The 23,602-nt window shown below is 71.2% G+C and carries 19 protein-coding genes; 10 read left to right on the top strand and 9 right to left on the bottom strand.

Annotated elements, in window-relative coordinates; all coding sequences use genetic code 11:
• Positions 1 to 43 precede the first annotated feature (43 nt).
• From WME79_RS42290 to WME79_RS42280, 3 genes are all read left to right on the top strand, one after another.
• Complete coding sequence (locus tag WME79_RS42290; RefSeq protein WP_437527031.1) at positions 44 to 508, top strand: methyltransferase family protein; 465 nt, start codon at positions 44 to 46, stop codon at positions 506 to 508.
• 130 nt (positions 509 to 638) lie between these two features.
• The gene (locus tag WME79_RS42285) at positions 639 to 1,466 is read left to right on the top strand and encodes a hypothetical protein (RefSeq protein ID WP_437527028.1); all 828 of its coding nucleotides are present in this window, start codon (positions 639 to 641) and stop codon (positions 1,464 to 1,466) included.
• A gap of 77 nt (positions 1,467 to 1,543) precedes the next feature.
• A complete protein-coding gene (locus tag WME79_RS42280; protein WP_437527026.1) occupies positions 1,544 to 2,551 on the top strand; it encodes a DsbA family protein in 1,008 nt (335 codons plus the stop codon).
• 10 nt (positions 2,552 to 2,561) lie between these two features.
• Here WME79_RS42280 and WME79_RS42275 read toward each other — a convergent pair whose 3' ends face one another.
• The 5 genes from WME79_RS42275 to WME79_RS42255 all read right to left on the bottom strand — a co-directional run bounded on the left by WME79_RS42275 (position 2,562) and on the right by WME79_RS42255 (position 11,258).
• Positions 2,562 to 3,290, bottom strand: coding sequence for an Hsp20/alpha crystallin family protein (locus WME79_RS42275; RefSeq protein WP_437527023.1), 729 nt, complete (start codon positions 3,288 to 3,290; stop codon positions 2,562 to 2,564).
• 259 nt (positions 3,291 to 3,549) lie between these two features.
• Positions 3,550 to 3,927, bottom strand: coding sequence for a response regulator (locus WME79_RS42270; protein WP_437527020.1), 378 nt, complete (start codon positions 3,925 to 3,927; stop codon positions 3,550 to 3,552).
• The gene (locus WME79_RS42265; RefSeq protein WP_437527017.1) at positions 3,924 to 9,371 is read right to left on the bottom strand and encodes an AAA family ATPase; all 5,448 of its coding nucleotides are present in this window, start codon (positions 9,369 to 9,371) and stop codon (positions 3,924 to 3,926) included. The genes WME79_RS42270 and WME79_RS42265 overlap by 4 nt, the downstream gene beginning before the upstream one ends.
• A 154-nt stretch (positions 9,372 to 9,525) precedes the next feature.
• Positions 9,526 to 10,620, bottom strand: a complete 1,095-nt coding sequence (locus WME79_RS42260; RefSeq protein ID WP_437527015.1) for a type VI secretion system protein — start codon at positions 10,618 to 10,620, stop codon at positions 9,526 to 9,528.
• Positions 10,617 to 11,258 carry a DotU family type IV/VI secretion system protein gene (locus tag WME79_RS42255; RefSeq protein ID WP_437527012.1) on the bottom strand — a complete coding sequence of 214 codons (642 nt, stop codon included), beginning with the start codon at positions 11,256 to 11,258 and terminating at the stop codon, positions 10,617 to 10,619. The genes WME79_RS42260 and WME79_RS42255 overlap by 4 nt, the downstream gene beginning before the upstream one ends.
• 206 nt (positions 11,259 to 11,464) lie before the next feature.
• Here WME79_RS42255 and eno point away from each other — a divergent pair, with 206 nt between their 5' ends.
• The gene (gene eno / locus WME79_RS42250) at positions 11,465 to 12,760 is read left to right on the top strand and encodes a phosphopyruvate hydratase (protein WP_437527009.1); all 1,296 of its coding nucleotides are present in this window, start codon (positions 11,465 to 11,467) and stop codon (positions 12,758 to 12,760) included.
• 258 nt (positions 12,761 to 13,018) lie between these two features.
• On the opposite strand, the gene WME79_RS42245 is transcribed toward eno, so the two are convergent.
• Complete coding sequence (locus tag WME79_RS42245; RefSeq protein WP_272102343.1) at positions 13,019 to 13,396, bottom strand: RNA recognition motif domain-containing protein; 378 nt, start codon at positions 13,394 to 13,396, stop codon at positions 13,019 to 13,021.
• Between the two features lie 457 nt (positions 13,397 to 13,853).
• Between WME79_RS42245 and WME79_RS42240 the strand changes: the two genes are divergently transcribed.
• A complete protein-coding gene (locus tag WME79_RS42240; protein ID WP_437527006.1) occupies positions 13,854 to 15,833 on the top strand; it encodes a hypothetical protein in 1,980 nt (659 codons plus the stop codon).
• Between the two features lie 40 nt (positions 15,834 to 15,873).
• Here the strand turns inward: WME79_RS42240 and WME79_RS42235 are convergent, their stop codons facing one another.
• The gene (locus WME79_RS42235) at positions 15,874 to 16,998 is read right to left on the bottom strand and encodes a S8 family serine peptidase (RefSeq protein ID WP_437527003.1); all 1,125 of its coding nucleotides are present in this window, start codon (positions 16,996 to 16,998) and stop codon (positions 15,874 to 15,876) included.
• Positions 16,999 to 17,215: 217 nt separating this feature from the next.
• Positions 17,216 to 18,016, bottom strand: coding sequence for a metallophosphoesterase (locus WME79_RS42230; protein ID WP_437527000.1), 801 nt, complete (start codon positions 18,014 to 18,016; stop codon positions 17,216 to 17,218).
• Positions 18,017 to 18,216: 200 nt separating this feature from the next.
• On the opposite strand from WME79_RS42230, the gene WME79_RS42225 reads away from it, so the two are divergent.
• The 3 genes from WME79_RS42225 (at position 18,217) to WME79_RS42215 (ending at position 19,108) form a co-directional block, all read left to right on the top strand.
• A complete protein-coding gene (locus tag WME79_RS42225; RefSeq protein WP_437526997.1) occupies positions 18,217 to 18,549 on the top strand; it encodes a hypothetical protein in 333 nt (110 codons plus the stop codon).
• Positions 18,550 to 18,620: 71 nt separating this feature from the next.
• The gene (locus WME79_RS42220) at positions 18,621 to 18,854 is read left to right on the top strand and encodes a hypothetical protein (protein ID WP_437526994.1); all 234 of its coding nucleotides are present in this window, start codon (positions 18,621 to 18,623) and stop codon (positions 18,852 to 18,854) included.
• A gap of 11 nt (positions 18,855 to 18,865) precedes the next feature.
• Positions 18,866 to 19,108 (top strand): hypothetical protein, encoded by a 243-nt coding sequence (locus WME79_RS42215; protein ID WP_437526991.1) that lies wholly within the window; start codon positions 18,866 to 18,868, stop codon positions 19,106 to 19,108.
• Between the two features lie 88 nt (positions 19,109 to 19,196).
• Here WME79_RS42215 and WME79_RS42210 read toward each other — a convergent pair whose 3' ends face one another.
• A complete protein-coding gene (locus WME79_RS42210; RefSeq protein WP_437526989.1) occupies positions 19,197 to 20,090 on the bottom strand; it encodes a fibro-slime domain-containing protein in 894 nt (297 codons plus the stop codon).
• 521 nt (positions 20,091 to 20,611) lie between these two features.
• Here WME79_RS42210 and WME79_RS42205 point away from each other — a divergent pair.
• Positions 20,612 to 22,165: a YncE family protein gene (locus WME79_RS42205; protein ID WP_437526986.1), complete on the top strand. Its 1,554-nt coding sequence runs from the start codon at positions 20,612 to 20,614 to the stop codon at positions 22,163 to 22,165.
• Positions 22,162 to 23,586 carry a YncE family protein gene (locus tag WME79_RS42200; protein ID WP_437526983.1) on the top strand — a complete coding sequence of 475 codons (1,425 nt, stop codon included), beginning with the start codon at positions 22,162 to 22,164 and terminating at the stop codon, positions 23,584 to 23,586. The genes WME79_RS42205 and WME79_RS42200 overlap by 4 nt, the downstream gene beginning before the upstream one ends.
• Positions 23,587 to 23,602 lie beyond the last annotated feature (16 nt).

Raw genomic sequence — 23,602 nt, 5'->3', positions numbered from 1 at the left:
ACGCGAGTCTCCGCGTTTTGCCCTGTCGCTAGACTGGTGGGGCATGATCACCTCGAACGCACGCTCGCGCAATCTGCTCCCGCCGGTCCTTCTCCTCCTCGTGGTGGCGGTCATGTGGCTGACGCACGCCGTCCTGCCGTTCTCGCCGGTGCTCCCGGCGTCGTATCGCTGGCTCGGCGCCTTGCCGCTGGCGATCGGCGTCGCGATGGCGGTCGCGGCTCGCGCGCAGTTCGCGCGGGCCGCGACGGAGATCAACACCTTTGCCGAGCCCACGCGGCTCGTGACCGGCGGGCTGTTCCGGTGGTCCAGGAATCCGATGTACCTCGGGATGGGCCTCGCCGCCGCGGGCATGGCGGCGTTGAGCGGCGCGGCGACGTCGTTCCTGCTCGCGGCCGTCTTCGTCGCGGTCGTCGACCGCTGGTACATCGCGTTCGAGGAGCGGCGGATGCGCGCCCGGTTCGGCGCTGCCTACGAGAGCTACGCCCGATCGACGCGGCGCTGGGTCTGACGGCGTGCGCTGGCGGAGCCGCCATCCATCGCCGCTCGCAGGAATACGGGGCCGGATTTGCGCGCAGCGGCCGAGCGAAAGGAAGTAAAAGAGGTCCTGAGCGCAGAAAGAAGGAAGAGAGGATCGCAGGATGACAGGCATGCTTCGCGGCGGGCTGTGGATCGGTTGTGCAGCAGCCGTGGTGGTCACGGCGGCGCCGGCGAGCGCCATGCAGCCCGCGTCCGGGGATCCTCCTGCGCCTGCTGCGCTGCCGAGCGTTCCGGCCGCCGCGCCGGCTGCGGGCGACGCGGCGGCAGCGCCCCTTCTGTCGCCGCCGGCTGCGGGCGACGCGGCGAGCCGGCCTCCTCAGCCGCCGGCTCCGGGCGGCGGGGGCGCGCCGCCAGCCGGGGTTGCGCCGCCCGGAGCTCCCCAGGCGCCTCCGGGATGGACGACGAGCCCGGGTCCCTGGCGGTTCGGGAGCGCTCCCGTGCACGCGCGGCCCGAGCCGAAGCGCGTGTGGTACGGCTTGCCGCACCTCCTCGCGCTCGGCGGGGCCGTCACGCTCGGGCCAATCGCCATCGCCACGGAGAACGAGGTGCTCGGGGTGCTCGGCTGGACGGCCGCCGGCGCGTTCGTGTTCGGCGGCCCGATCACCCACTGGGCCAACGGCCACCTCGGCATGGGCTTCGCCAGCCTCGGCCTCACCGCCGGATGTACGATCGGCGGCGGAATGGCCGGTCTGCTCATCGGCACCGCCTCGAACTCCGGCGGACGGGACGACATCGCTGGCCTGCTCGCCGGCGGCATCCTCGGACTGGTCACGGCCAACGTCATCGACATCGCGCTCCTCGAGCACGAGGAGCCCCCGGCGGCCGAGAGCTACGAGTACATCCGCCTCCGCCCGCTCTGGCTCCGGTTCGCGCCGCACGTCGCCCTCGCGCCCGGCCGCACCACCTTCGGTCTCAGCGGCGCCTTCTGAGAGGCCGCGGCGCCGTCCCTGCGCCTCGGGCGGCGCTTCGGCCTGGCCCGGCTGCGGCGGGGGTGTAGCATCCGCGCGTGTTCACTCCGAGATCAGGTGCACGACGCTTCGTCGTCGCCGCGCTCGCCGCGCTCCTCGCGCTCGCCGCGCTCCCGGGTTGCGGCGGCGCAGAGCGGCAGGACCCCCAGTTCGCCGATTCCCCCGCGGTCCCGCTCCCCGGGCCCCCGGGCGCCGCGCCGCTCGACGCGCCCGGCGGCGCGCCGGAGGAGCTGCCCGGCGTGGACACGGCCGAGCTCGTCCGCCGCGAGCGCGATACCTGGTGGCAGCTCGTCTCGCAGCTCTACGCGCCGTGCCCCGATCAGGCGGTGTCGCTCGCGCAGTGCGTCCGCGAGTCGCGCTCCTGCGCGGCCTGCGCGCCCGCCGCGCAGCTGCTCGCCGACAAGATCCGCGGCGGCGCGAGCGGCGCGGAGGCCCAGGCCGCGTACGGCGTGAGGTTCGGTCCGAACGTGAAGCAGATCGACCTCGCCGACTCGCCCTCTCGCGGGCCGGAGCGCGCGTCGGTCCAGATCGTCGTGTGGTCGGACTTCGAGTGCCCTTCCTGCGGGCGCGCGGTCCCGCACATCGACGAGGTGGTCGAGCGCCACGCGCCGTACGTCAGGCTGATCCACAAGGTGTATCCGCTGCGATCGCACCCGCACGCCGACGCCGCGGCGCGCGCGGCCATCGCGGCGCACCGCCAGGGCCGCTACTGGCCGATGGAGCGCGTCCTGTTCGAGAACCAGCAGCGGCTCGAGGAGAAGGACCTGCTCGGCTATGCGCAGAAGATCGGCCTCGATATGGCCCGGTTCCGCGCCGACATGGCGGGCGAGCCCGCCGCCCGGGTGGTCGCGCGCGACAAGGCCGAGGCCGACCGCGCCGGACTCTCGGGGACGCCGTTCATCGTCATCAACGGGCGGGAGTTCGATCTGGCGCTGTTCAGCCTCCAGGGCGAACTCGACCGGTGGATCGAGACCGAGCTCGCGATCCTCGGAGGGCGCGAGGCGGCGGCGGCGCCCGGGGGCAGCACGCCGCGCGACGCGCCTTGAGGGAGATCGGCTAGCTGGGCCGGTTCTTCTCGGACATCTGGCCGCCGCCAGCGCTCGTCCCCTGCGAGGGCCCGCCGCTCTTGATCTCGACCGAGCGGCCGCGCTGCTGCTGCTGCGGCAGCTTCAGACAGACCTCGAGGACGCCGTTCTCGAACCTCGCGTCCACGTCCTCGACCCGCACGCCCTCGGGCAGCGGGATGGAGCGCGTGAACGACCCGTAGCTGCGCTCGGTGTAGCTCATCCCTTCGCGCTGCTCCTGCTGCTCCTGCCGGCGCTCGCCCTCGATGATCAGGGTGTCCTCCCGGAGCTCCACCCGGATGTCGTCCTTCGTCACGCCGGGGAGGTCGGCCTTGACGACGAGCTGACCGTTGCGCTCGCCCAGCTCGATGCGCGGCGACCAGAGGCCGCCCCCGAGGGACGCGAGACCCCGCCCCCCGCCCTGCTCGCCCATCGTGCGGCCCTGCCTGAACGGCGAGAGCAGCCCTCCGAAGCCGAAGTCGTCGAACATGCGATCCATGTCCTCCATCATCCGGCTCATCATCGCGAACGGGTTGAAGACGCCGCCTGCCGCGCTGTACCGCCCGAGCTGGCCGCCTCCCGGCTGACGCTGCATCCCGGTGGACTGACCGCCGGCCCCCTGGGAAGGGGTCTGACCTGTCGCCTGGCTGCCGGGCTTGCCTTGCTGCGACTTGGCCACGGGCACGTCCTGGCCAGTCGGCTGACGCTGCTGTTCCGCCATAAGAGCCTCCTTGCGAACGTCGCGAGCGTTCGCGAACGCTCGTGAACGTTCGTGAACGTCAGACTTGCAAGTGTGGTGCCGTGTCGCGAGCGTGAACCAACGTAGATGACGTGGCCTGTCGACGCGCCGCTGACCGTGTCCGCCACGCCGCGCCGCGCAGGGCGCCGCGGAAAGCCAGACGGGCGCGCCATCCTCGGCAGAGCGCGCCGGGGCCGAGCTCGCGCAGGCGCCGCTGCGCCCGGGAGCCCGGTGAAATCGCTCACCGCCACCGCGCGAGGATCTCCTCGAAGCGCTCCAGACTGCACGGCTTCTGCAGCACCGGATGGCTGAGATCGGACTCGCGCAATCCTGCTTTCCCGTACCCGGTCAGGAAGACGAACGGGATGCCTCGCTCGCTCAGGATGTCGGCCACAGGATAGACCTTCTCGCCGGCGATGTTGACGTCCAGGCTCGCCCCGTCGATCTCGGCCGCGCGGGCCAGGCGCATCGCGTCCTTCATGTTCAGCGCGGGGCCGATCACCACACAGCCGAGGTCGGTCAGGACGTCTTCGAGGGACGAGGCGATCATGGGCTCGTCCTCGACGATGAGGACACGCAGCCCCTCCAGCCCGCGCTCGTCTCCTAGGGCCGGGTTCATCCTACGCCCACGCGCTCGAGGGGCAGGTCCATCACGCAACGTACGCCCCCAGGCAGGTAGTCGAGGCGCACCTCCGTGGCGAGCTGGCGCCCGAGGTCGCGCTCGATCAGGCGTGAGCCGAAGCCCTTGCGGTGCGGAGGCCGGACAGGCGGCCCGTTCGTCTCCTGCCATACCAGGTGGAGCAGCCGCTCGTGCGCTTGTGTGATCATGTCCCATGTGACCGCGACGTGGCCGGACGGCCGCGATAACGCTCCGTACTTGACCGCGTTGCTCGCCAGCTCGTGAAAGACCATGCCGAGCGTCACCGCCGCCTCCGGGCGGAGGCGGACGTCCTGTCCGGCCAGGCGGACGCGATCGGCGTCGCCGTTGGCGTGCGGCGCGAGCTCGGCGCGGACGACGTCGTGGAGGTCGGCGCCCTGCCACGCGGTCTGGTTCAGGAGGTTGTGGGTCTGGGACAGGGCGAGCAACCTGGCGAGGAAGGCGTTCGTGAAGGCCTTGGGCGAGTCCGCCATGCGGAGCGTCTGCACGGCGATCGCCTGCACGATCGCCAGCGTGTTCTTCACCCGATGGTTCAGCTCGTTCATCAGGAGCTTCTGGCGTTCCTCCGCCTGCTTGCGCTCGGTCACGTCGAGGAAGAACGCCACCCCCTGGCTCTCCGATCCCTCGAACCGCGCGCCGCCGATCACCACCGGGACGCGGCTGCCGTCCTTTCGGAAAAACTCCTTCTCATGCGGCCTGAATTCACCCGTCAATCGGACCTGCTCGAGCGTCCGCTGGGTCGTCTCCTTGAACTCCGGCGGCGTGAGATCTGCCCAGCGGATGGTCCCCGAGGTCAGCTCTTCACGGCTGTAGCCGAGCATGCAGAGGAGCGCGTCGTTCGCGTCGATGACCCTGCCGTCGAGGTCCCAGACGGCGATCCCGATGATGTTGGAGTCCACCAGGCGCCGGATGCGCGCCTCTCTCTCCCGCAGCGCCAGCTCCGCCCGCCTGCGCTCGCCGTTCTCTTGCTGAAGCTGGGTGTAGAGGCGCGCGTTCTCCAGCGAGATGGCGGACTGGGAGGCCAGGAGCTCCAGCACCTCGATCCGATCCGCGGTGAAGGCGCGCGGGGTCAGGTTGTTCTCCAGATAGAGCACGCCGACCAGCGCGCCCTGCTTCACCAGGGGGAGGCAGAGCACGGAGCGGGGGCGCCGCCCGCGCACGTAGGCGTCTTCCGAGTACAGGTTGGGCACGGCGGCGTCGTCCAGGATCACGCTCTCTCGCGTGCGGATGACGTACTGGAGGATGGCGGTGGGGAGATCGCTCGAGGTGACGGGCGTCTGGCGAAGGGTGACCTCGACCCGGCCGCGCCGGGTGACGACCTCGGCCTCGATGTCGTGCGCGGCGTGCGCGGCGTGCGCGACGTTGGATGCGCGGATCAGCAGCCCCCGCTCGGCGCCCGCGTGCTCGACCGCGATCGTCAGCAGGGCCTCGATCACCCGGTCGAGGTTCAGCTCGCCAGAGACCGCCTGCGAGGCCCTGAGCATGGTCATGAAGTCGAGCCCCGGGCGCGCGCCGTGACCCACGTCGGCGCCGCGGACGTCGGCGCACCCGTCCCGCGCGAGGTCGGTCCGCCTGCGCAGCGCCTCCGGCCCGAGCGCGTGCGGAAAGTCCCTCTCGAGGCGCAGCATCGGCCGCATGGCGCCCCAGCGCGCATAGAGCCTGTGCGCCTCGGTCATGTAGGCGCGCGCGACGAACGTCCTGCCCAGGTCGAGGTAGTGTCGAGCGCAGAGCTCGTTGGCCAGCGCCTCGTCGTGCAGGAAATGGCCCTCCCGCGCGGCCGCGATCCCCTGATCGTAGAGGGCGCCCGCGCCCTCTCGCCGCTCGCTCCGGGCGACCTCGGCCTTCAGGATCAAGCTGCGGTGGCGGTGGCTCTCCGGGCCGAGCGCTGCCCACGACGCCACCTTGCGCGCGCACTCCCCGAGCCTCGCGAGGTACGCCTCCCTGAGCGCGGGGGCGGCTGCGTCCGCGGCCCGTGAGAAGGCCAGCCCGCCGTAGAAGTGATAACAAGGGCTCGCGTGCCACGCGGCGAGCATGCCGAGGCTGCCCGGGTCGGTGGAGCCCCAGATCTCGGCCACCTCCTCGTACGCGCCCTGGAACACGCCGGCGAGGACCTTGAAGACGTTCACGAAGTAGAGCGACGCCCGGTTGTCGATGCTGCGGGCGTCCTCGGTGACCGCGTCGATGTCGACCCATGCCCCGCGCCGCCAGTCGCCCTCGTCCTGCGTGCTCAGGTAGTCGCAGAGCTGCCCGGCGGCCCCGACGATCCACGTGATCGCGTTGAACTTGTCGAGCTTGCAGAGCGGCTGATACAGCCTCGCCTCCTCGATGATGTCGTGGAGGTGCTCCCCCCGGAGGAGGCCGTTCATGCTCGCGTTGCACGCATTGTAGAAGGCCCAGATGTACTGCCCCGTCTCCATGCCGGCGTGGACGCCCTTGCGCAGGGACGCCTTCGAGCTCTCGTAGGTATCCATCCAGTGCTGGACCCATGCTCCCCACATGTTGCACAGCATGGACTCGGACTTCGCGTCCGGGTGGCGCTCGTTCAGGCGGACCGCCGCCCGCCCGAACTCGTACCCCTTCTCGATGTCGAGCCTGGCGCACAGCAGCGTCCCGAAGTTCACGTAGGCGTATATCGAGTTCCTCGAGATGCCATGGGTCAGCGAGTTCTGGAGCGCCTTCATCACCGTGATGCCGAAGTTGTTCGTGCCCAGCTGGTAGGTCGGCGAGAACATCTCCTGGAGCACGTCCTGCAGGGCGGCGATCTCGGGATCGTCGAGCGCGGGCAGATCGACCAGCGACGCGATCGGGCGGTCGCCGATCATCGCGATCGTCCGCTCCATCTCGGCCATGAGCGCGTCGTCGCCCGGATAAGGCGGCAGGTCGATGTCGTACGCCCGGAGCGCGGCGAGCCCCTCTTCCATGGCGGCCGGCAGATCGTTCTTGAGGATCTCCACGTTCATCTTCAGGCGGCGCACCTCCGTTTTGTGGAGGCGCCCCACCGCTCTATCGAAGCTCCTTGTGAGGGTGGAGAGCGCGTCGTCGTGGCGCCCGCAGAGCGACTCCAGGAGCCCCTTCTTCGTGTGGTAGGTGAAGGTCAGCTCGTAGCTGGAGGTCCACGCGTCTCCGGGCAGCATGGATATGCCATGTTCCAGGTACCTGAGGGCCGCGGTGAAGGCCGACGACTCCTGGGCGCGCCCGGCGGCCTGGAGGTTGAGCCTCGCCGATTCCATGCGCTCTTCCGGCGCGCGGATCAGATCGCCGGCGCTGTTCAGGTGATTGACGACGTCGAACAGATCGCGCCCCTCGTCGGAGCGCGGCTTGCCGAGCAAGAGCTTCCCGATCCGGTAGTGAAACGCCGGCCTGTCTGCCTCCGGGATCAGCGAGTACGCCGCCTCCTGGATCTTGTCGTGCGCGAATCGATACTGCTCGTCCGCGCTCACGATCAGGCCCTCGGTGAGGGCGTGGTCGAGGCTCGCGTACGTCTCGTCGGAGGGCCGCTCGCTGACGGTGTTCAGGACATCCATCTCGAACGTGTTGCCGATCGCCGAGGCCAGCCGGAGCACCCGCTGCGTCGCCTGCGGCAGGCGCCGGATGGTCTCCGCCATGAGGCTCAGGACGTTATCGGTGCACTCCAGCCGCTCGATCCGGCGCAGGTCCCAGCGCCAGCCCTCCGCAGGGTCGAAGACCAGCACCTTCGTGTCGTAGAGGTGCCGCATGAACTGCTTCACGAAGAACGGGTTGCCCCCGGTCTTCTTCAGGATGGCGCCCGCGAGCGCCTCTCCGCCGCCGATCTGCAGGCTGTCGTCGATGAGCTCGGTCAGGTGCGTGAGGCCGAGGGGCGCGAGGACGATGTCGCGCGCCTCGAGGCCGCCCTCGGTGAGCTGCTCCAGGGCGACGAGGAAGGGGTGGGTCGGGCCCACCTCGTTGTCGCGGTAAGCGCCGCAGAAGAAGAGCGACTCCACGTCCTCTCTCGCGAGGACGCTCGTGAGCAGGCTCAGGCTGGCCGAGTCCACCCACTGTAGATCATCGAGGAAGATGGCCAGCGGGTGGGCGTGCCGGGCGAAGACGGACACGAAGTTGTGGAAGTAGAGGATGAAGCGGTTCTGGGCCTCGACCGGGCCGAGCGCGGGGACGGGCGGCTGCTCGCCGATGATGTGCTTGAGCGACGGGAGGACGTCGCAGATCACCTGTCCGTTGGTCCCGAGGGCGCACAGGATGGCGTCCCGCCACCGCGTGATCCGCTCCTCGCTCTCGGAGAGGAGCTGCTTCACGAGCGTGTCGAACGCGTGGACGATGGCGCTGTAGGGCGTGTCGCGGTTGTACTGATCGTACTTCCCGCTGATGTAGTAGCCCTTCTCGCGCACCAGCGGCTTCAAGATCTCCTGGACCAGGGACGACTTGCCGATGCCCGAATAGCCCGAGACGAGGACGATCGTCCGCTTGCCCCGCAGCACGTCGTCGAACGCGTCGACGAGCTTCCGGATGTCTCCTTCGCGGCCGTAGAGCTTCTGAGGAAGCCGGAAGAGGTCTCTCCTGTCGTGGCGGCCAGGGCTGAACGCTCCTATCTGGCCGCTGCGCTGCCATTGTGCTCGGATCTCCTCCAGATCGGCCTTCAGCCCCTCGGCGCACTGGTAGCGGTCTTCGGCGTTCTTGCTGAGGAGCTTCATCGTGACGGCGGAGAGCGCGTCGGGCACCTCCGGGTTCAGCTCCGAGGGGGCGACGGGCGTCACGGCGATGTGGGCGTGCATCAGCTCGAGGGGGTCGAGCGCCTCGAACGGCCTTTGCCCGGCGAGCACCTCGTAGAGGACGACGCCGAACGAGTACATGTCGGTGCGGTAGTCGACGCTGCGGTTCATGCGGCCGGTCTGCTCGGGCGACGTATAGGGGAGCACCTTCGAGAGGACGCGGTGGCAATAGATCTCCTCCTTCTCGCGCGTCACGATGGAATCCACGCCAAAGCCCGTGAGCTTCACCTGACCGTCCTCTCCGAGCAGGATGTTCGGTGGCCTCACGTCGCCATGGATGAGGCCATGGCGATGGATGTCGGCCAGGGCCTCGGCCACGGGGATCAAGATGTCCAGCGACGCGCGGACGCCCAGCTTGCAGGCCGTCTTCGCGGACAGCGGGGCGCCCGGGAAATACTCGGTGACGAGCGCCAGGCCGTCCTCGTGCTCCTCGACGGCGTACACCTGGACGACCCTCGCCGAGCCGACCTGCCGTATCGCGCGGTAGGCGTGCCGGAAGCGCATGATATCGCCGGCTCGAGCGTCATCGGTGTGCAGCATCTTGATCGCCACGTCGATGCCGTCGGCGTCCCGGTGCGCTCGATACGTGGTGGAGCCCGGGCCCTGGCCGGTCTTCGCGGTGACGTGATACCCCTTGAGCCGGGCTGTGCCTGGTCGCACCGAGAGCGCGCGCCCAGGCTCGACGGAGCGAGCCTCCTGGACAGCAGGTCGATTCCATGCCTCCGACGTGTCCCGCATAGCGAGGGCGTTTGAGCCCACGAGTTGCCATGTCAACTGGACAGCCGGAGCCGGCGGGGCCGCCCTCAGCGCCCGCTCAGATCGCGTAGCGCAGGATGATCTCGGTGAGCCCCGCCGCGAGCAGCAGCAAGAGCCCGCCCACGAAGCAGAACAGCGTGAACCGGTCGTCCCGCCACCGCTGCCGGAGCGGCACGATGTCCCGCTCCGGCAGCACGACGGCCCTCAGGGTCGCGTGGATCGGCAGCCCCCCCGGCCGCAGCGCGGCCGCCACGTGCGGCGGCTGCGCCAGCCCCATGTTGATGAACCGCGTCACCCCCGCGCGGAGCCGGTCCCCCATGCCGGGCATCGCGCTGCCGATCGCCACCGCGCGGAGCCACGGCGCCCGCTCGAACGCGTTCGCCATCGCGATCACCCCGAACAGCTGCCGCAGCCGCGGCATCAGCGCCCGCACCTCGGCCAGGTGCTGGAACGCCCGCGTCCGCGCCTCGGGCGCGTCCTCCGAGCTCACCCGCGCAAGGCAGGTCGATTCCAGCCGCGCGTTCAGCCCCTCGAGCTCCTGGAGGATCCGCGGCCCAGCGTGGTCCGGGCTCGTCTCGAGAGGGAGCGTGAAGCCCCAGGGCTCCTCGCGCCCGCGCTCGGCGGTCCACTGGAACACCTCGGCGAAGCCCCAGAGCGTGTCGTAGCGCGACAGCACCACGTACGTCGGCACGTCGGCGCGCAGCGCCCGGCCGACCTCGACGAGGTACGCGCGAATGCGGTTCGCGTACGCGTCGAGCCCCTGCTCGTCGAGCTCGACGAACTCCGCGATGCTCAGGACGAGCAGGATGCCGTCGATCGGCTCGCGCTCCCGCGAGCGGCGCAGCTCGTCGCAGAGGTGCGAGAGCTCGGCCGGCTCCCGCCGCGGGCCGAGCACCGACGCCTCCGGCTCGATGAAGAGCGCCTCCTTCGCCAGCCAGTAAGAGCACCGCGCCCCGGGCACGCCGATCGGGAGCTGCCCGCCGCTCACAGGCCACGTCAGGTTCATCGAGCGGATCACCGTGGAGCGGCCCGAGCCGGGCTCGCCGAGCACCAGGTAGCAGGGGACCGCGTAGATCCCCTGGCTGCTGTCCAGGTTCGCCTGCTCGACCAGCGTGTGGACGCTCGCCAGCTCGTAAACGAAGGAGCCGCTCATCGGACCCTTTGGGCGATCGTCCACGCGAGCGCGAGCGCGCCGGCGATCGCGACGAGAGATGCCAGGACCCGCCCGACCAGGACGGACCGCCAGAACGACTGGGTGGGGAGGTGCTGGACCGCCACGCCTTCGACCTGCACCGGCTTGAGCACCCCGCCTTTCCAGTCCCGATCCGGATCCACGCCGAGCTTGAGCGACAGCTCGCGGCGGATCCGCAGCAGATCGTCGGAGTTCTGTCCCGGCAGCCCGTAGCGCCCGCGGAAGCCGAGCCCGAGCACGCACGCGTACGTCGCCATCACCGGGAGCGGGCCGTTCCGGACGCGCTCCAGCCGCTCGAAGAACTCGACGCCCGCGTTGTTGGTCGTCCACCGCGACGCCTGGAGCGGGCGCTGCGCCCAGACCGGCCGCAGGTCCGGGAGCGACATCGCGAACTCGTCCGCGCACGCGGCGATCGCGAACATCCCGTCGTCGACCGAGACGACCGGCATCCCCTGCGCCAGCCTGGACCCCTTCAGCTCCTCGAGCAGCAGGTTCGCCTGCCGCAGCACGTGATCGGCCGGCGGCCGCCGTGGGGACTGGCGGAGCATGCAGAGCCAGAGGAGCATCTCCTCACCGAAGACGCCGATGGACGTTTCCACGCGGGCGCGAGCTTACGCCAGGCGCGCACCGACCGTCGACCCGGGCGCGCGTTCACCGTCAACAGCGGCGCCAGGCCGCGCCTTGCGCCGTGGGTGCACCGGAGCGTCGACATCCGGGAGGGGCCGTGCCTATGCTCCGGCCGCTTCTCGAGCCCCCTTCGAGAGCAGCCGGGGTCGCGCAAAGGCGACCCCCTTGAGGAGAGGTCATGTCGGAGATCCAGAGCGTCATCGCGCGCGAAGTCATCGATTCGCGCGGCAACCCCACCGTCGAAGCCGAGGTCACCACGCTGAGCGGCACGGGCCGCGCGGCCGTGCCGAGCGGCGCGTCGACCGGCGAGCACGAGGCCGTCGAACTCAGGGACGGCGACAAGAAGCGCTTCCTCGGCAAGGGCGTGCTCACCGCGGTGAAGAACATCGAGACCGTCCTCGGTCCGGCCGTCCTCGGGATGGATGCGCTCGACCAGGCCGAGCTCGACAAGGTGCTCATCCAGGCCGACGGCTCCGCCAACAAGTCGAAGCTCGGCGCCAACGCCATCCTCGCCGTCTCGATGGCCGCCGCCCGCGCCGCCGCGGACACGGTCGACCTGCCGCTCTGGCGCTACCTCGGCGGCGCCGCGGCGCGCGTCCTTCCGACGCCGCTCATGAACATCCTGAACGGCGGCGTGCACGCCGACAACGGCCTCGAGATCCAGGAGTTCATGGTCGTCCCCTACGGCGCCGAGTCGTTCGCCGAGGCGCTGCGCACGGGCGCCGAGATCTTCCACACGCTGAAGGGCCTGCTCAAGAAGGACGGCATGGTCACGGCCGTCGGCGACGAGGGCGGCTTCGCCCCGCGCCTCCCGTCGAACCGGGCGGCGCTCGAGTACGTCGTGCGCGCCATCGAGGCCGCCGGCCACCGCCCGGGCGAGGACGTCGGCGTCGCGCTCGACTCGGCGCTCAGCGAGTTCTACGACGCGAAGACCGAGCGGTACACCTTCGACAAGCAGTCGAAGACCCGCGAGGAGATCGTCGCCATCTACGACGAGCTCGCCAAGGCGTTCCCGATCGTGTCCATCGAGGATGGCGTCGCCGAGAACGACGAGAAGGGCTGGCGCCTGCTCACGGAGCGGCTCGGCAAGAAGGTCCAGCTCGTCGGCGACGACCTCTTCGTGACGAACCCGGCGCGCCTCGCGAAGGGCATCGAGGACGGCCTCGCCAACGCCATCCTCATCAAGCTGAACCAGATCGGCACCGTCACCGAGACCCTCGAGTGCATCCGCCAGGCGGCCGATGGCGGCTACCGGTCGATCATCTCCCACCGCTCGGGCGAGACCGAGGACACGTTCATCGCCGACCTCGCGGTCGCGACGAACGCGGGCCAGATCAAGACCGGCTCCGCGTCCCGCTCGGATCGCGTCGCGAAGTACAACCAGCTGCTCCGGATCTCCTACGCGCTCGGCGACGGCCAGGTCTTCGCCGGCCGCGCGCCGTTCCGCCGCCCCGGGGCGAAGCGCGTCAGCTAGTCCCACCCGCCAGGAGTCCGGCCCGGAATGGCCGGACTTCTGCGCCGCTTCGCGTTCGCGTCCCACCCGCCAGGAGTCCGGCCCGGAATGGCCGGGCTCCTGCTCGGGTCGCCGCGCCTTCGCGCTGGCGTTTCTTGCTTTATTTTCCGGGGATTTCCCCTGCGCACCGCGCCCCGGGGTCCGTGCCGAGGGCCGTGGTCGAGACGGCGGGAGGCCCCGCGCGGCGCTGACCGCGCCGTCGGGGTCCGCCTTGCAGCGCTACCAGCGGTCGCGCCCGCCACCGCCGCCGCGGCCACCGCCGCGTCCGCCGCCGCCGCCTCCACGGCCGCCGCCGCCGCCACCCCCGCGGAAGCCGCCACCGCCGCCGCCGCCGCCGCCGGGGCCGCCGGTGCGCTCGCGCGCCTCGTTGACCGTCAGGGTACGGCCGTCGAGGTCCTTGCCGTGCAGCGCATTGATGGCCGCCTGCGCCTGGGCATCGCTCACCTCGACGAACCCGAACCCGCGCGACTGCCCGGTCATCCTGTCCGTCATCAACTGAATCGAGAGTACCTCGACGCCGGCCCCTTCGAACGCGGTGCGCAGGCTGTCTTCCGTCGAATGGAACGCCAGGTTCCCCACATAAAGCCGCTTGCTCATGTCTGCCGCCAATCCCGTTGCACGATCCCCGCTTCCCTCGCGGACGGCCCGGATCGTGCCGCGGGCCGCACGCGAAAACGCTCCCCGACGACCGGCCGTCACCCCACGTTCGGACGAGGCAACCACGTTGCAGCAGGCGGCCGGATCAGAGGTCGAGGACGAACGAGCCTTGAGGCGCTCCGGAAGCTACCGGCCGGCGACGGGGTACGCAAGGTATTCCCCCAGGTTGGCCGCGTCTGCCTGTTGATGAACGCGACCGCGGGCGGCGCGTCGGGCGGCGGGAGACCGCGCGCACCCGCGTTGGATGCGGCGCGCGCCTCGCGCCGCGACGCTCCGTGCGATGTGGACGAACGGGGATCCGGGTCCTCTTCGCGCCGTTCGTGCTCGAAATCCCGAGGCGCTGGCCGTCAGACCGGGCATGGTACCTTGCCTGTTCGGAGCTCGACCTGGAGGTCAGATGATGAGGTCACGCGTGTTCTCGGCGGGGGCAGGCTCGCGCACGGTGCATCGAGGGACGCTCCTCCTCGCCTTCGCGACGGCGATCGCGGCCTCCGCGGCGGCGTGCTCCTCGGGCGACGGCGCCGGCGCGTCGGCGGGCATGTCGGCGGGCATGTCGGCGGGCGGGGCGCAGGGCGGCGGCGGCTCCTCGGGCAGCGGCGCGGTGGAGGGGCTCGTCTCGCTGCGCGTCGAGCCGGGCGCCGCCTCGGTCGCGCTCGCCTACGGCGAGTCCGCCGTCGTGCAGCTCGCGGCGATCGGCCGCTTCCAGGACGGCTCCGAGCGCGACGTCACGGCGCAGGTCCGCTGGGGGACCAGCGACCTCTTCGCCCGCGTGGACGCCGGCGAGCTCACGACCGCCTCGCCCGGCCGCGTCCGGGTGGTCGCCTCCGACGGGCCCCTCACGGCGAGCGCCGACGTCACCGTGAAGCTCGCCGGCACGGTCGCGTTGCCCGGCGCTCCCCCTGGCGCGAGCGCCGCGTTCGACGGCGCGCCCGAGGCGGCGAGCGCCCCGGCGATCGCCTATCCCCTCGACGGCGCGCTCTTCCCGTCGAACATCGGCGAGGTCGAGCTCCACGTGCGCAAGGGCAGCGCCGGGCAGCGGGTCGGCCAGATCGAAATCGCGGGTGATTTCATCGAACTGAGGTTGGTTTTCGCCTGCGAGCCGCTGCCGGACGAGGGCGGGTGCGCGATGGCGCTCCCCGCGGAGGTGGTCCCGATGCTCGTGCGCACGAGCGAGGGCGAGGTGATGGAGACGCGCGTCCGCCTCGCCGCCGAGGACGGGGCCGAGCTCGGGGAGAGCGCGGCCATCGACGTCCGGTGGGCGAGCGCGGCGCTCTCCGGCGGCCTGTACTACTGGCGCACCGACGGCACCACGCTCCAGTCGGCCGCCATCTACCGTTATGATCTCGACGACGCGGCGAGCCCGCCCGAGCTGTTCTGGGAGAACGAGCAGTCGCCGCCGCTGGCGAACGGGCAGGAGATGCCCTGCATGGGCTGCCATGCCCTCGCGCAGGCCGGCGACAAGATGGCGCTCACCTTCGGCGGCAGCGGCCCCTCCTCGTTCGCGCTGGTGGACGTCGCGACCGCGGACATCATCGCGCTCCGCAACACCGACACCGCCGGATTCGCCACGATGACCACGTTCTCGCCGGACGGCGAGCTCATGCTCAACGCCTTTCGCGGCGCGCTGACGCTCCGCCGCGCCGACGAGACGCTCGAGGCGCTCGGCGATCTGTTCACCGACGAGGGCGAGCGGCTGACGCAGCCGTTCTGGTCGCCGGACGGCAAGCACCTCGCCTTCGTCGCGTGGCAGCCGGGGGAGAACGGCGCGGGCGACGAGCTTTACGGCGACACGGTCCGGGGCGCGCAGATCCTGATCGCGGGCTCGGACGGGGCGGGCGCGTTCGAGGCGCCGCGGCCCCTCGTGCCGCGCGAGCAGGGAAGGACCCATTACTATCCTGCCATCTCGGACGACGGCGCCCTCGTCGTGTTCAACACGTCGCGCTGCGACGGACCCTCCGGCAACGGGCCCTATGGCAACGACCCGTGCGACGCCTACGACGACAACTCCGCGCGACTCCAGATCATCCCGGTCGAGGGGGGCGCGCCCGTCGATCTCGCGCGGGCGAACGGCGATGACGCCTGGGCGAACTCGTGGCCGCGCTTCGGGCCGAGCCACGACACCTACCGTGGCAAGAACCTTTACTGGGTCGCGTTCTCGTCGCGGCGCCCCTACGGCCTGCGCCTCGCCGGGTCGAGCGACGGCACGACCAAGCCGCAGCTCTGGTTCGCGGCCGTGACGCTCGCGCCGGGCGGGGCGCAGGGCGGCGACCCGAGCTTCGCGCCGGTGTGGATGCCCCGGCAGAACGACGACATGGCCAACCCGACGGGCAACCATATCCCGCAATGGGCCGAGAAGGCGCTCCCCGTGCCGCAGTGAGCGAGGCAGGCGAGGGGCCCGCGCTCGCCGGGCTTCCCGCTCAGGCGGCGCGCGCGGCGGCCACCGCGGCGCGGGGCTGCACGACGCCGAAGCCCTGCCGCTCCGCCGCGATGCCGGGCAGCCCGCGCGCGGTCTTCATCAGGATGCGCCGGCATTGCTGCGGGGAGAGGCGCGGGTTCGCCTCGAGCATCTGCGCCACGACGCTGCTCACGATCGGCGCGGCGAAGCTCGTCCCGTCCACGTGTTTGTAATGGCCGGAGATCACCTTCTGATCGCGCAGCTTGGCCGCCGCGAGCTGGCGCACGAGGTACGGCTCGCGGCCGGCGATGGCGTCGAGGTCCGGATCGACGCACGCGTGCTCGACGAGCAGCCCGGGCAGCTCCTCGTCCCGGGCGCGGTCGAGCAGCGAGAGGAGCTGCGCCTGCGCCGCGGTCGGCGTCCCGGGCAGGATGGGCGCCGCCAGCCAGATCGCCGGCGCGATGATCTCCGGCTTCTGCAGCCCGTCGAGGGTGAGGCCGTACGAAGAGTGGTAGTTCCACGTCTGCTCTCCTGCGCCGCCGTCGTCGAGCCCCCCGACGGCGATGACGCTCGGCGCGCTGGCCGGCGGCAGGACGCGGTGCCCCGGGTCGTGCCCTGCGTTGCCCGCGGCGGCCACGACCACGATGCCGTGTCGGGTCGCGTCGTCGGCGGCGCGCGACAGGCTCCCGGTCAGGTACGACTCCTCGTAATCGCCTCCGCAGGAGATATTGAGCACACGGATTCCGTACTGCTCGCGGTGCGCGATCACCCAGTCGATGCCCCGCCGGATGTCGTCGTGGACGATGCGGTGGGCAAAGCCGACCTTGACCAGCACCAGGTTCGCCTCCGAGGCGAGGCCGCGGAAGCGCCCGTCGGAGAGCGCGCCGTTCCCGGCGGCGACCACCGACGTCATCATGCCGTGCCACGACGAGGTGTCGCCTTGCTCGAGCGCCGACGGGCCCGCCTCGGGCGCGAAGAGGTCGTGGTAGGCGAGGACGCGGTTCCGGGGCGTCGTGAGGTCCGGGTGGGCGTAAAAGCCGGAGTCGAGGAAGGCGATGGTGACGCCGCGGCCGGCGTAGCCTGGGTCCGCGTGGAGCCGGTCCGCGATCGGCAGGATACGCCGGGGGTCGAGGTCGCTTGCAGGCATGGGCGGGACACTATTTCACCGATTCGCCTCCCGGGCTCTCAGGAAATCCGCGCGAGCCTGCTCGCTCGTCCGACTGGCACGCTGGAGCCTTCGGTCCGGAGGGGATAGACAAAGCTCCTTGCGCGATATGCCTTCGTCCCGGAGAAGTGACGCTCCGTGAACAGGGTGCGAGCACATGTCGGCTGAGCGCCGGGCTCCACGCGTGAGCCAACGAGCCTCACACGAGCTCCACGATCGAGCCGTCGGCGCGTGCCTCGAACACGCCGAGCGCGTCCGCGCCGGTGTCGATGTGGCCCATCGCGGCGAAGGCGCTCGGGCCGATCCGCGAGCGGTGCCGCCAGTGCATGTGGCCCGCGACCACGAGCTTGGGCCGCAGCGAATCGACGACCAGCCGCGCGAGCTCACTGCCGACCTGCTCGGGACGGTTCGCGCGGCGCATGCCCGCGAGCTCCGCCTCCTGCTCGGGCTCGATCGCTCCGCGGGGCCACTCGTGCAACACGAGGATGTCGCAGCTGCCGTAGCTCGCGGCCTTCATCACCTCGTCTTCGGTGTAGTACGCGAAGAGCTTCTTCTTCTGACTTTTGATCTCGCGCAGCGGCGGCCGCCAGGCGAGCGCGTCTTCCGAGTAGATGCCGCTCAGGCCCACCACCCTGAGGCCCGCGACCTCGACGCGACCGACGCGGCCGAGGTAGTAGCAGTTCGGCGCGATCTCGCCGCCTCTGGGGAACTGATCGAGGAACCCGTAGGGCTCGTGGTTGCCGCCGATGAAGTAGATCGGCCACTCGAAGCTCGCCATGCCCTGGTCGAAGGCCCAGAAATCACCGAGATCCCGGTACTTCTGCGGGAGCGAGGCCGTGGCCAGATCGTCCTCGTGGCGGTGCGGCTCGAAGTCCCCGACCTGCAGGACGAAATCGATGTGACGGCGATGGCGGTGCTCCCAGGCGTCGAGCAGCTCGACCATGGAGTGCATGGCGCCATGCACGTCGCCGACGACGGCAACGATGGTGGAAGATGTCATGCCCGTTCGCGCATTGTACAGGAACGCGGGTTCAACGGCTGGGGCCAATGTTCTGGATCATGGGGCTGCTGGAGCAGCGGCGGGGTCACGGAGGCGCAGGACGAAGCCGCCCCGAAGCGGCGCAGGAGCCTGGCTGCCATGGCCGGACTTCTGGCGCGCGGCGCTGGACGGGCCTGCGCTGTTCCGGCAGGCTCGGGCGCATGCGGTCGTTCATCGCGACGATGGTCTACGAGCTCCACCCGGACACGCCCCCGGAAGCAAGGAAGCTCCTCCGGGCGCACCTCGTCGGCAGGCGCTGGCAGGACAGGCACGAGGGCGCGGCGATGCCGTCGACCGCGGTCTGGATCCGCCGCTCCGCGGAGGACCACGAGACGACCGACGACCTGCACGCCGCGTGCGCGCGCGATCTCGGCGACGCGGTGGCCGCCGTGGCGCGGGCGGGGCGGCCGATCCAGGTGCTGCGCGCGTGGATCCAGGTCAGCGGCGCAGGGACGTACGGGCTCGTCACGGTGCCGAGACCGGCGGACGGCTGAGCGCGCGCGGCGGAAAGCCGCGCTCTGCCGCGGCGCTTCGGATAGGCTTGATGGCTCGAAGGGAGGCTTGGATGGCTCGAAGGCTGGGAATTGGCGCGGTGCTGTTCTCGCTGGTCGCGCTCGCGGCCGGCTGCGGGGGGCTCTCGACGGAGGAGGCGCAGCAGCGCTGTGCTCAGCTGCGCGACGCGGTGCCGTCCTGCTCCACCGACGAGAGCCACGATGAGTGCGTGAGCTGCTACGAGGAGTGCGGCGACGCCTGCGAGCCGTCGGGGGCGTGCCCGCAGACGTTCACCTGCGCGGAATGAGAGGGAGCTGCATGAGCAAGAGCAGGAAGGATTCGCTGTTCGTCGTCGCCCTGGTTGCGGTCGCGGGCGCCGTGTCTGGCTGTGGCGGCTACGACACGGAGAAGGCGAGGGAGGTGTGCGCCGAGCACGTCGGCGAGGTCACCTCGCCCGCGCTGGAAGCCTCGTACGCCGACTGCATGGACTGTTACCAGGAGTGCGGTTCGGACTGCGCCGTGATGGAGAGCTTTCCGCCGCAGTTCGCCTGCTCTGACTGATCGCCGCGCGCGCGATCGACGCAGGGAAGGGGCACCCCGACGAGGCGCTACGGGAGGGCCAGGCGCGCGGCCTCGCTCGTCGCCAGCGTCAGTTGACCTGGATGCCGCAGTTGATGAACTCGATCGAGGTGTCGATCCGGAAGTGGGAGTCGGTCACGTGGCGCTCGGCGAAGAAGAAGTCGAGCTGATACGTCTTCCCGATCTCGAGCCCGAGCTCGTCGAGGTCGACGACCTCGAGCTCCTCGGCGTGGATGCCCCCGAGGTCGACCACCTTCTTCCCGTCGATGTACGTGAAGACGTCGTCGTCGCCGGCGAACGTGAACTGCTCGCCGCCCTTGTACTCGAAGCCCATGTGCATCTCGAAGGTGAAATGGTAGTTGTGCGGCCGCCCCTCGTTGCCGAACAGCGCCTCGTCGATCGGGAAGAACTCCCGGTTGTTGTACGTCCACACGCCGTCGCGCTCGGGGTCCTCGAACTGCAGCGTGACGTTCATCGGCATGTTCACGCCCTCGGTGTCACGGAACCACACGTCGAAGTTCTCCTTGCCGGTCGTGGTCGTGGTGCCGTCGGGCCCGCCGGCATAGACGGGTTTCAGGTCCTCTCCGAGGGCGTCCGTGACGATCATGTGATCGTCGCAGTTGGTGCACTTGCCCTCGTCCTGCGGCTCCATGTCGGGGTGCGCCTCCTTGAAGTCGCGCACCCGGCCGGTGAACTTGCCGTCGCACGACTTGCCGGTTTCCTGCCCGTTCCCCCCGGCGCCCCCGCCGACACCGCTGCTGCTGACGGTGGGATCGACCGAGCCGAAGCTGTCATCGTACCCGCCCGTCCCGCTGGGCCCACCGGTCCCACCGGGCCCACCTGCGCCCTGTCCCTGCGATGACGCGTCGCCTCCGCTGCTATTTCCCTGGTTCTCCACTGCACTGCACGCACCCAGCACACCCATAAGCGCAAGCGCCGCCACGCACCCAGCCGTCTTTTTCATCGCCAACCTCGTGTTAAGATGCCGTCCCAAGACCCCGGCGGTTAAATAGCATAATGGTGTCCTCCCGGCGTGCTGACGTGGTGCGTTATCGGGTGGAATTGCCCCCGGCAAATGTGCCTATTCTTTTGATGGTGCTGGCATTTTCCGCTGTCGGTGTTCATCGGCCGATCCTCGCCACAAGCGCGTCGGGAGCAGGGAGCACGTCAATTCGACGACACCGACGCTCCGGCCACCCAGCGTCCGCCGGCCGACTCCCTAGCTGACGTCCAACGGCCGACTTCCGAGCTGACGGCCACAACCATGTTCCCCTCTGCCGCCCCGGCGATCGTCGCCCTGCCGCGCGAGGCATCCTTCGTGGCGGCGCGATCTCCGGCCACGTCGTTTCGTCCACAGCGCGGGCCGTTCGTGGCTTGGGCCACGTCGGCGGAGCCGCTGCGCCGGCACGAGGGGCTCGACTTCCGGGCACGCTCGGGTTACGCGAGGACCGCTCGTCACGGACACGGAAGAGACGCAGGTGCGCAGTGGACCACGAGACGCGGAGCGATATCGAGCCCGACTCCAGCGCCGCTGAGGCGCGGGAGGCTCGCCTCGCCGCCGAGGCGAGCCCGGTGCCTGTCCCGTGGACGGAGCCGCCGCCCCGGCGATCGACCGGCGCCGGCGCCGGCGAGGCGACCTGCCCTGTCTGCCTCGAGCGCATCGCCGCCGGGGTCGCCCTCTGCCCCGAGTGCGGTGAGCCGCCCGACGCGCCCAGGCGGCCAGCGACGGCGCCTTCGATCCCCGATGCCCCCAAGGACGCGAGCTGGCTCGCCCTCCACTGGCGCCCGCTCGTCACGATCGGCGCGATCCTGGGGCTCATCAGCACCGGCGGCGCGCTCCGCTACCTGGCGCCCCACCGGTTCGCGCCGTCCCGGGCCGCGTCGCCGGTCGCGCCCCCGGCCCCCGTGTGCGGGGCGCCGTGCTGGAGCGGCGAGTCGTGCCAGCTCGGCCGCTGCGTCTGGCAGCGCCCGAACGACGTCGGCCACCTGGCCGACACACACACGCCCTCGATCGCCGGGCCCTTCTCGCTCCCCAAGGACGCGCTCGACGCGCTCCCGCTCGACCGCGACCGCTTCGTGGTCGCGCTGTCCGCCGGCCTCGAGGTGCGCAGCTCCCGGACCGGCGAGGCGCTGAGCCTCGTCTCCGAGGCGCCCCACGTCCGGCGCCTGCACCGCGTGGGCGATGTCGTCTACGCGACCGCGCCCTCGCGCATCTACGTGATCGACGCCGCCACGACGCGGCTGCTCAAGACGATCGAGCTCGGCGAGGCCGTGGGCGACATCCAGGTCGGCGCCTCGGGCCGGCGCGCGCTCGCCTCGCTGCCGGCGGCGCACGCGGTGGCGATCCTCGCGACCGAGTACCACGCCGAGATCGAGCGCATCCAGTTCGGCGACGACGCCGTGGGCCCCGTGGCCGTGGACGACAGCGGCAGCCGGGCGATCACGACGACGGGCCAGCTCCCGCTGTCCGGCCAGCGCGAGCCGTCGGGCGGCGTCGCCTATCCGTTCGACCCGAGCCGGCTCGGCTCCGAGCAGGATCGCGTGCGCACCTCGATGGTGGGAAACCCGGCGAGCGCGCTCATGATCCCCGACGGCTCGGCGGGCTTCGTGGCCCTCCGGGCCGAGAACACCCTGGTGCCGCTCACCTGGCTCCCGTCGGGCGCGGTCCGGCAGGAGGCGCGCATCACGACGTGCCGGGAGCCGGAGCAGATCGCGCTCGTCCGGAGCGACCGGCGCGCGATCGTGCGGTGCAACGAGGGGCGGGCGATCCAGGTCTTCGATCTGTCGAAGCGCGAGCTGCTCCGCGCCGTCACGTTCCCTGGCCGCGCGCTCGACATGGCCGTCGCTCCGGACGGGGCGCAGGCGGTCGTCGCGCTGAGCGGCGACGGGGCGGGCTCGGTGGCCCTGGTCGATCTGAAGAGCTACGCGGCGAAGGTCCACCCGCTCGGCGGCGAGCCGACGCGGATCCGCCTCGCCCCCGACGGCGGCTCGGCGCTCGCGCTCGGCGATCGCGCCAAGGTCGCATGGGTGCTGCAATGAGCGAGCGTCGCGTCCCGTGCCCGAGCTGCGGCGCGCGGATCGTCGAGGGGGCGCGCAAGTGCCGCGCCTGCAAGGGGTGGCTCGGCGAGCGCCACCGCGGCTCCGCGGGGTCGCTCTCCGGCCGCGAGCCGCGCCTGGCGCGGGCCGCGGTGACCGTGGCGAGCGGCGTCGCGGCCGTGATCATCGCCACCCTGACCAGCCTGAAGTCGCCCGTCGGCGAGGCGCCGCCGCTGACCGCGCTCGCGCCGGAGGGCGCCGCCTCGCGCGCCGCGCGCGACACGCCTGACGACGCGCCGGACCCCGCGGCGTTCGGCCCCGACGCCGCGGAGCCCGCGCCGCCCCCGGCGGAGTCGAAGGGCCGCTGGCGCGCCCGCGAGTTCCGGATCGGGGACGTGCACCCGCTCGACGTGGTCTTCAACCCGAGCGGCGCGTCGATCTACGTCAGCGCCGACGACGCCTCGCTGCGCGAGTACAAGCTCCAGAGCGGCGAGCTCATCCACAAGGCGTCGATGCCCGCGCAGGGCGACCACATCCGGCTCCTGTTCGACCGCTACGTCGCGGTGCTGCGGCACGAGGACGCCGCGCGGATCCCGGTGATGGACACGACCGCGTGGGATCGCGATCCGGTCCTGCTCGACGTCGGCCGGACGCCGGGCGACATCGTGGCGCTGCCGGACGGCAGGACGGTGGTCGCGGCGACGACGGACACGAAGCGCGTGACGAAGTTCGAGCTGCCGACGGGGGTGCGGCTCGCGAACATCACGCTCCCGCACGCCACGGGGCAGCTGTTCCTTGTGCAGGCCGAGGGGCGCCCCTACATCGCGGCGCTCGGCGCGCTGACGCACGCGGGCCGGCCGGCGGGCGCGTGGATCGACCTGTTCGATCCGAGCGAGTCGCCGTTCGGCGCGACCCGGCGGAGCATCGCGGTCGGGCGCGAGCCGCGCGAGGGCGACATCACGAGGGACGGCGGCGCCGTGTTCTTCCCGGATCGGCTGTCCAACACGGCGATCCTGCTGAGCGTCGCCGGGGTGACCGAGACGCGGAAGACGCCCGTCGGCGTCGGGCCGACCGCGGGCTTCTTGCTCGATGAGGACCGGTACGGCATCACGCTCAACGCCGAGGGGCGGACCGCGAGCGTCATCGACCTCTCGACGATGGAGGTGAAGAGCACGCTCCCGCTCCGCGGGGTGCCGCTGACGGGCGTGACGTCGCCCGACCGGAAGACGCTCTTCGTGGCGCTCGGCGGGACCCAGTGGCCGCCGGTCGGCAGCGGCGTCGCGGTCATCGCGGGCGACCCGCCGAGGGTCGTCGCGTCGCTGCCCACGGGCAAGGGCGCGTGCGCCGTGGCGGTCTCGAAGGACGGCGCGCGGGCGGTGGTCGCGTCGTACTGGGACCGGTCGATCACGGTGCTCGAGCAGTAGTAGCCCGGCCGGGGCG

It is taken from the genome of Sorangium sp. So ce726, assembly GCF_051521405.1.
GTDB lineage: Bacteria > Myxococcota_A > Polyangia > Polyangiales > Polyangiaceae > Sorangium.
This window is presented reverse-complemented; position numbering and strand designations above follow the sequence as displayed.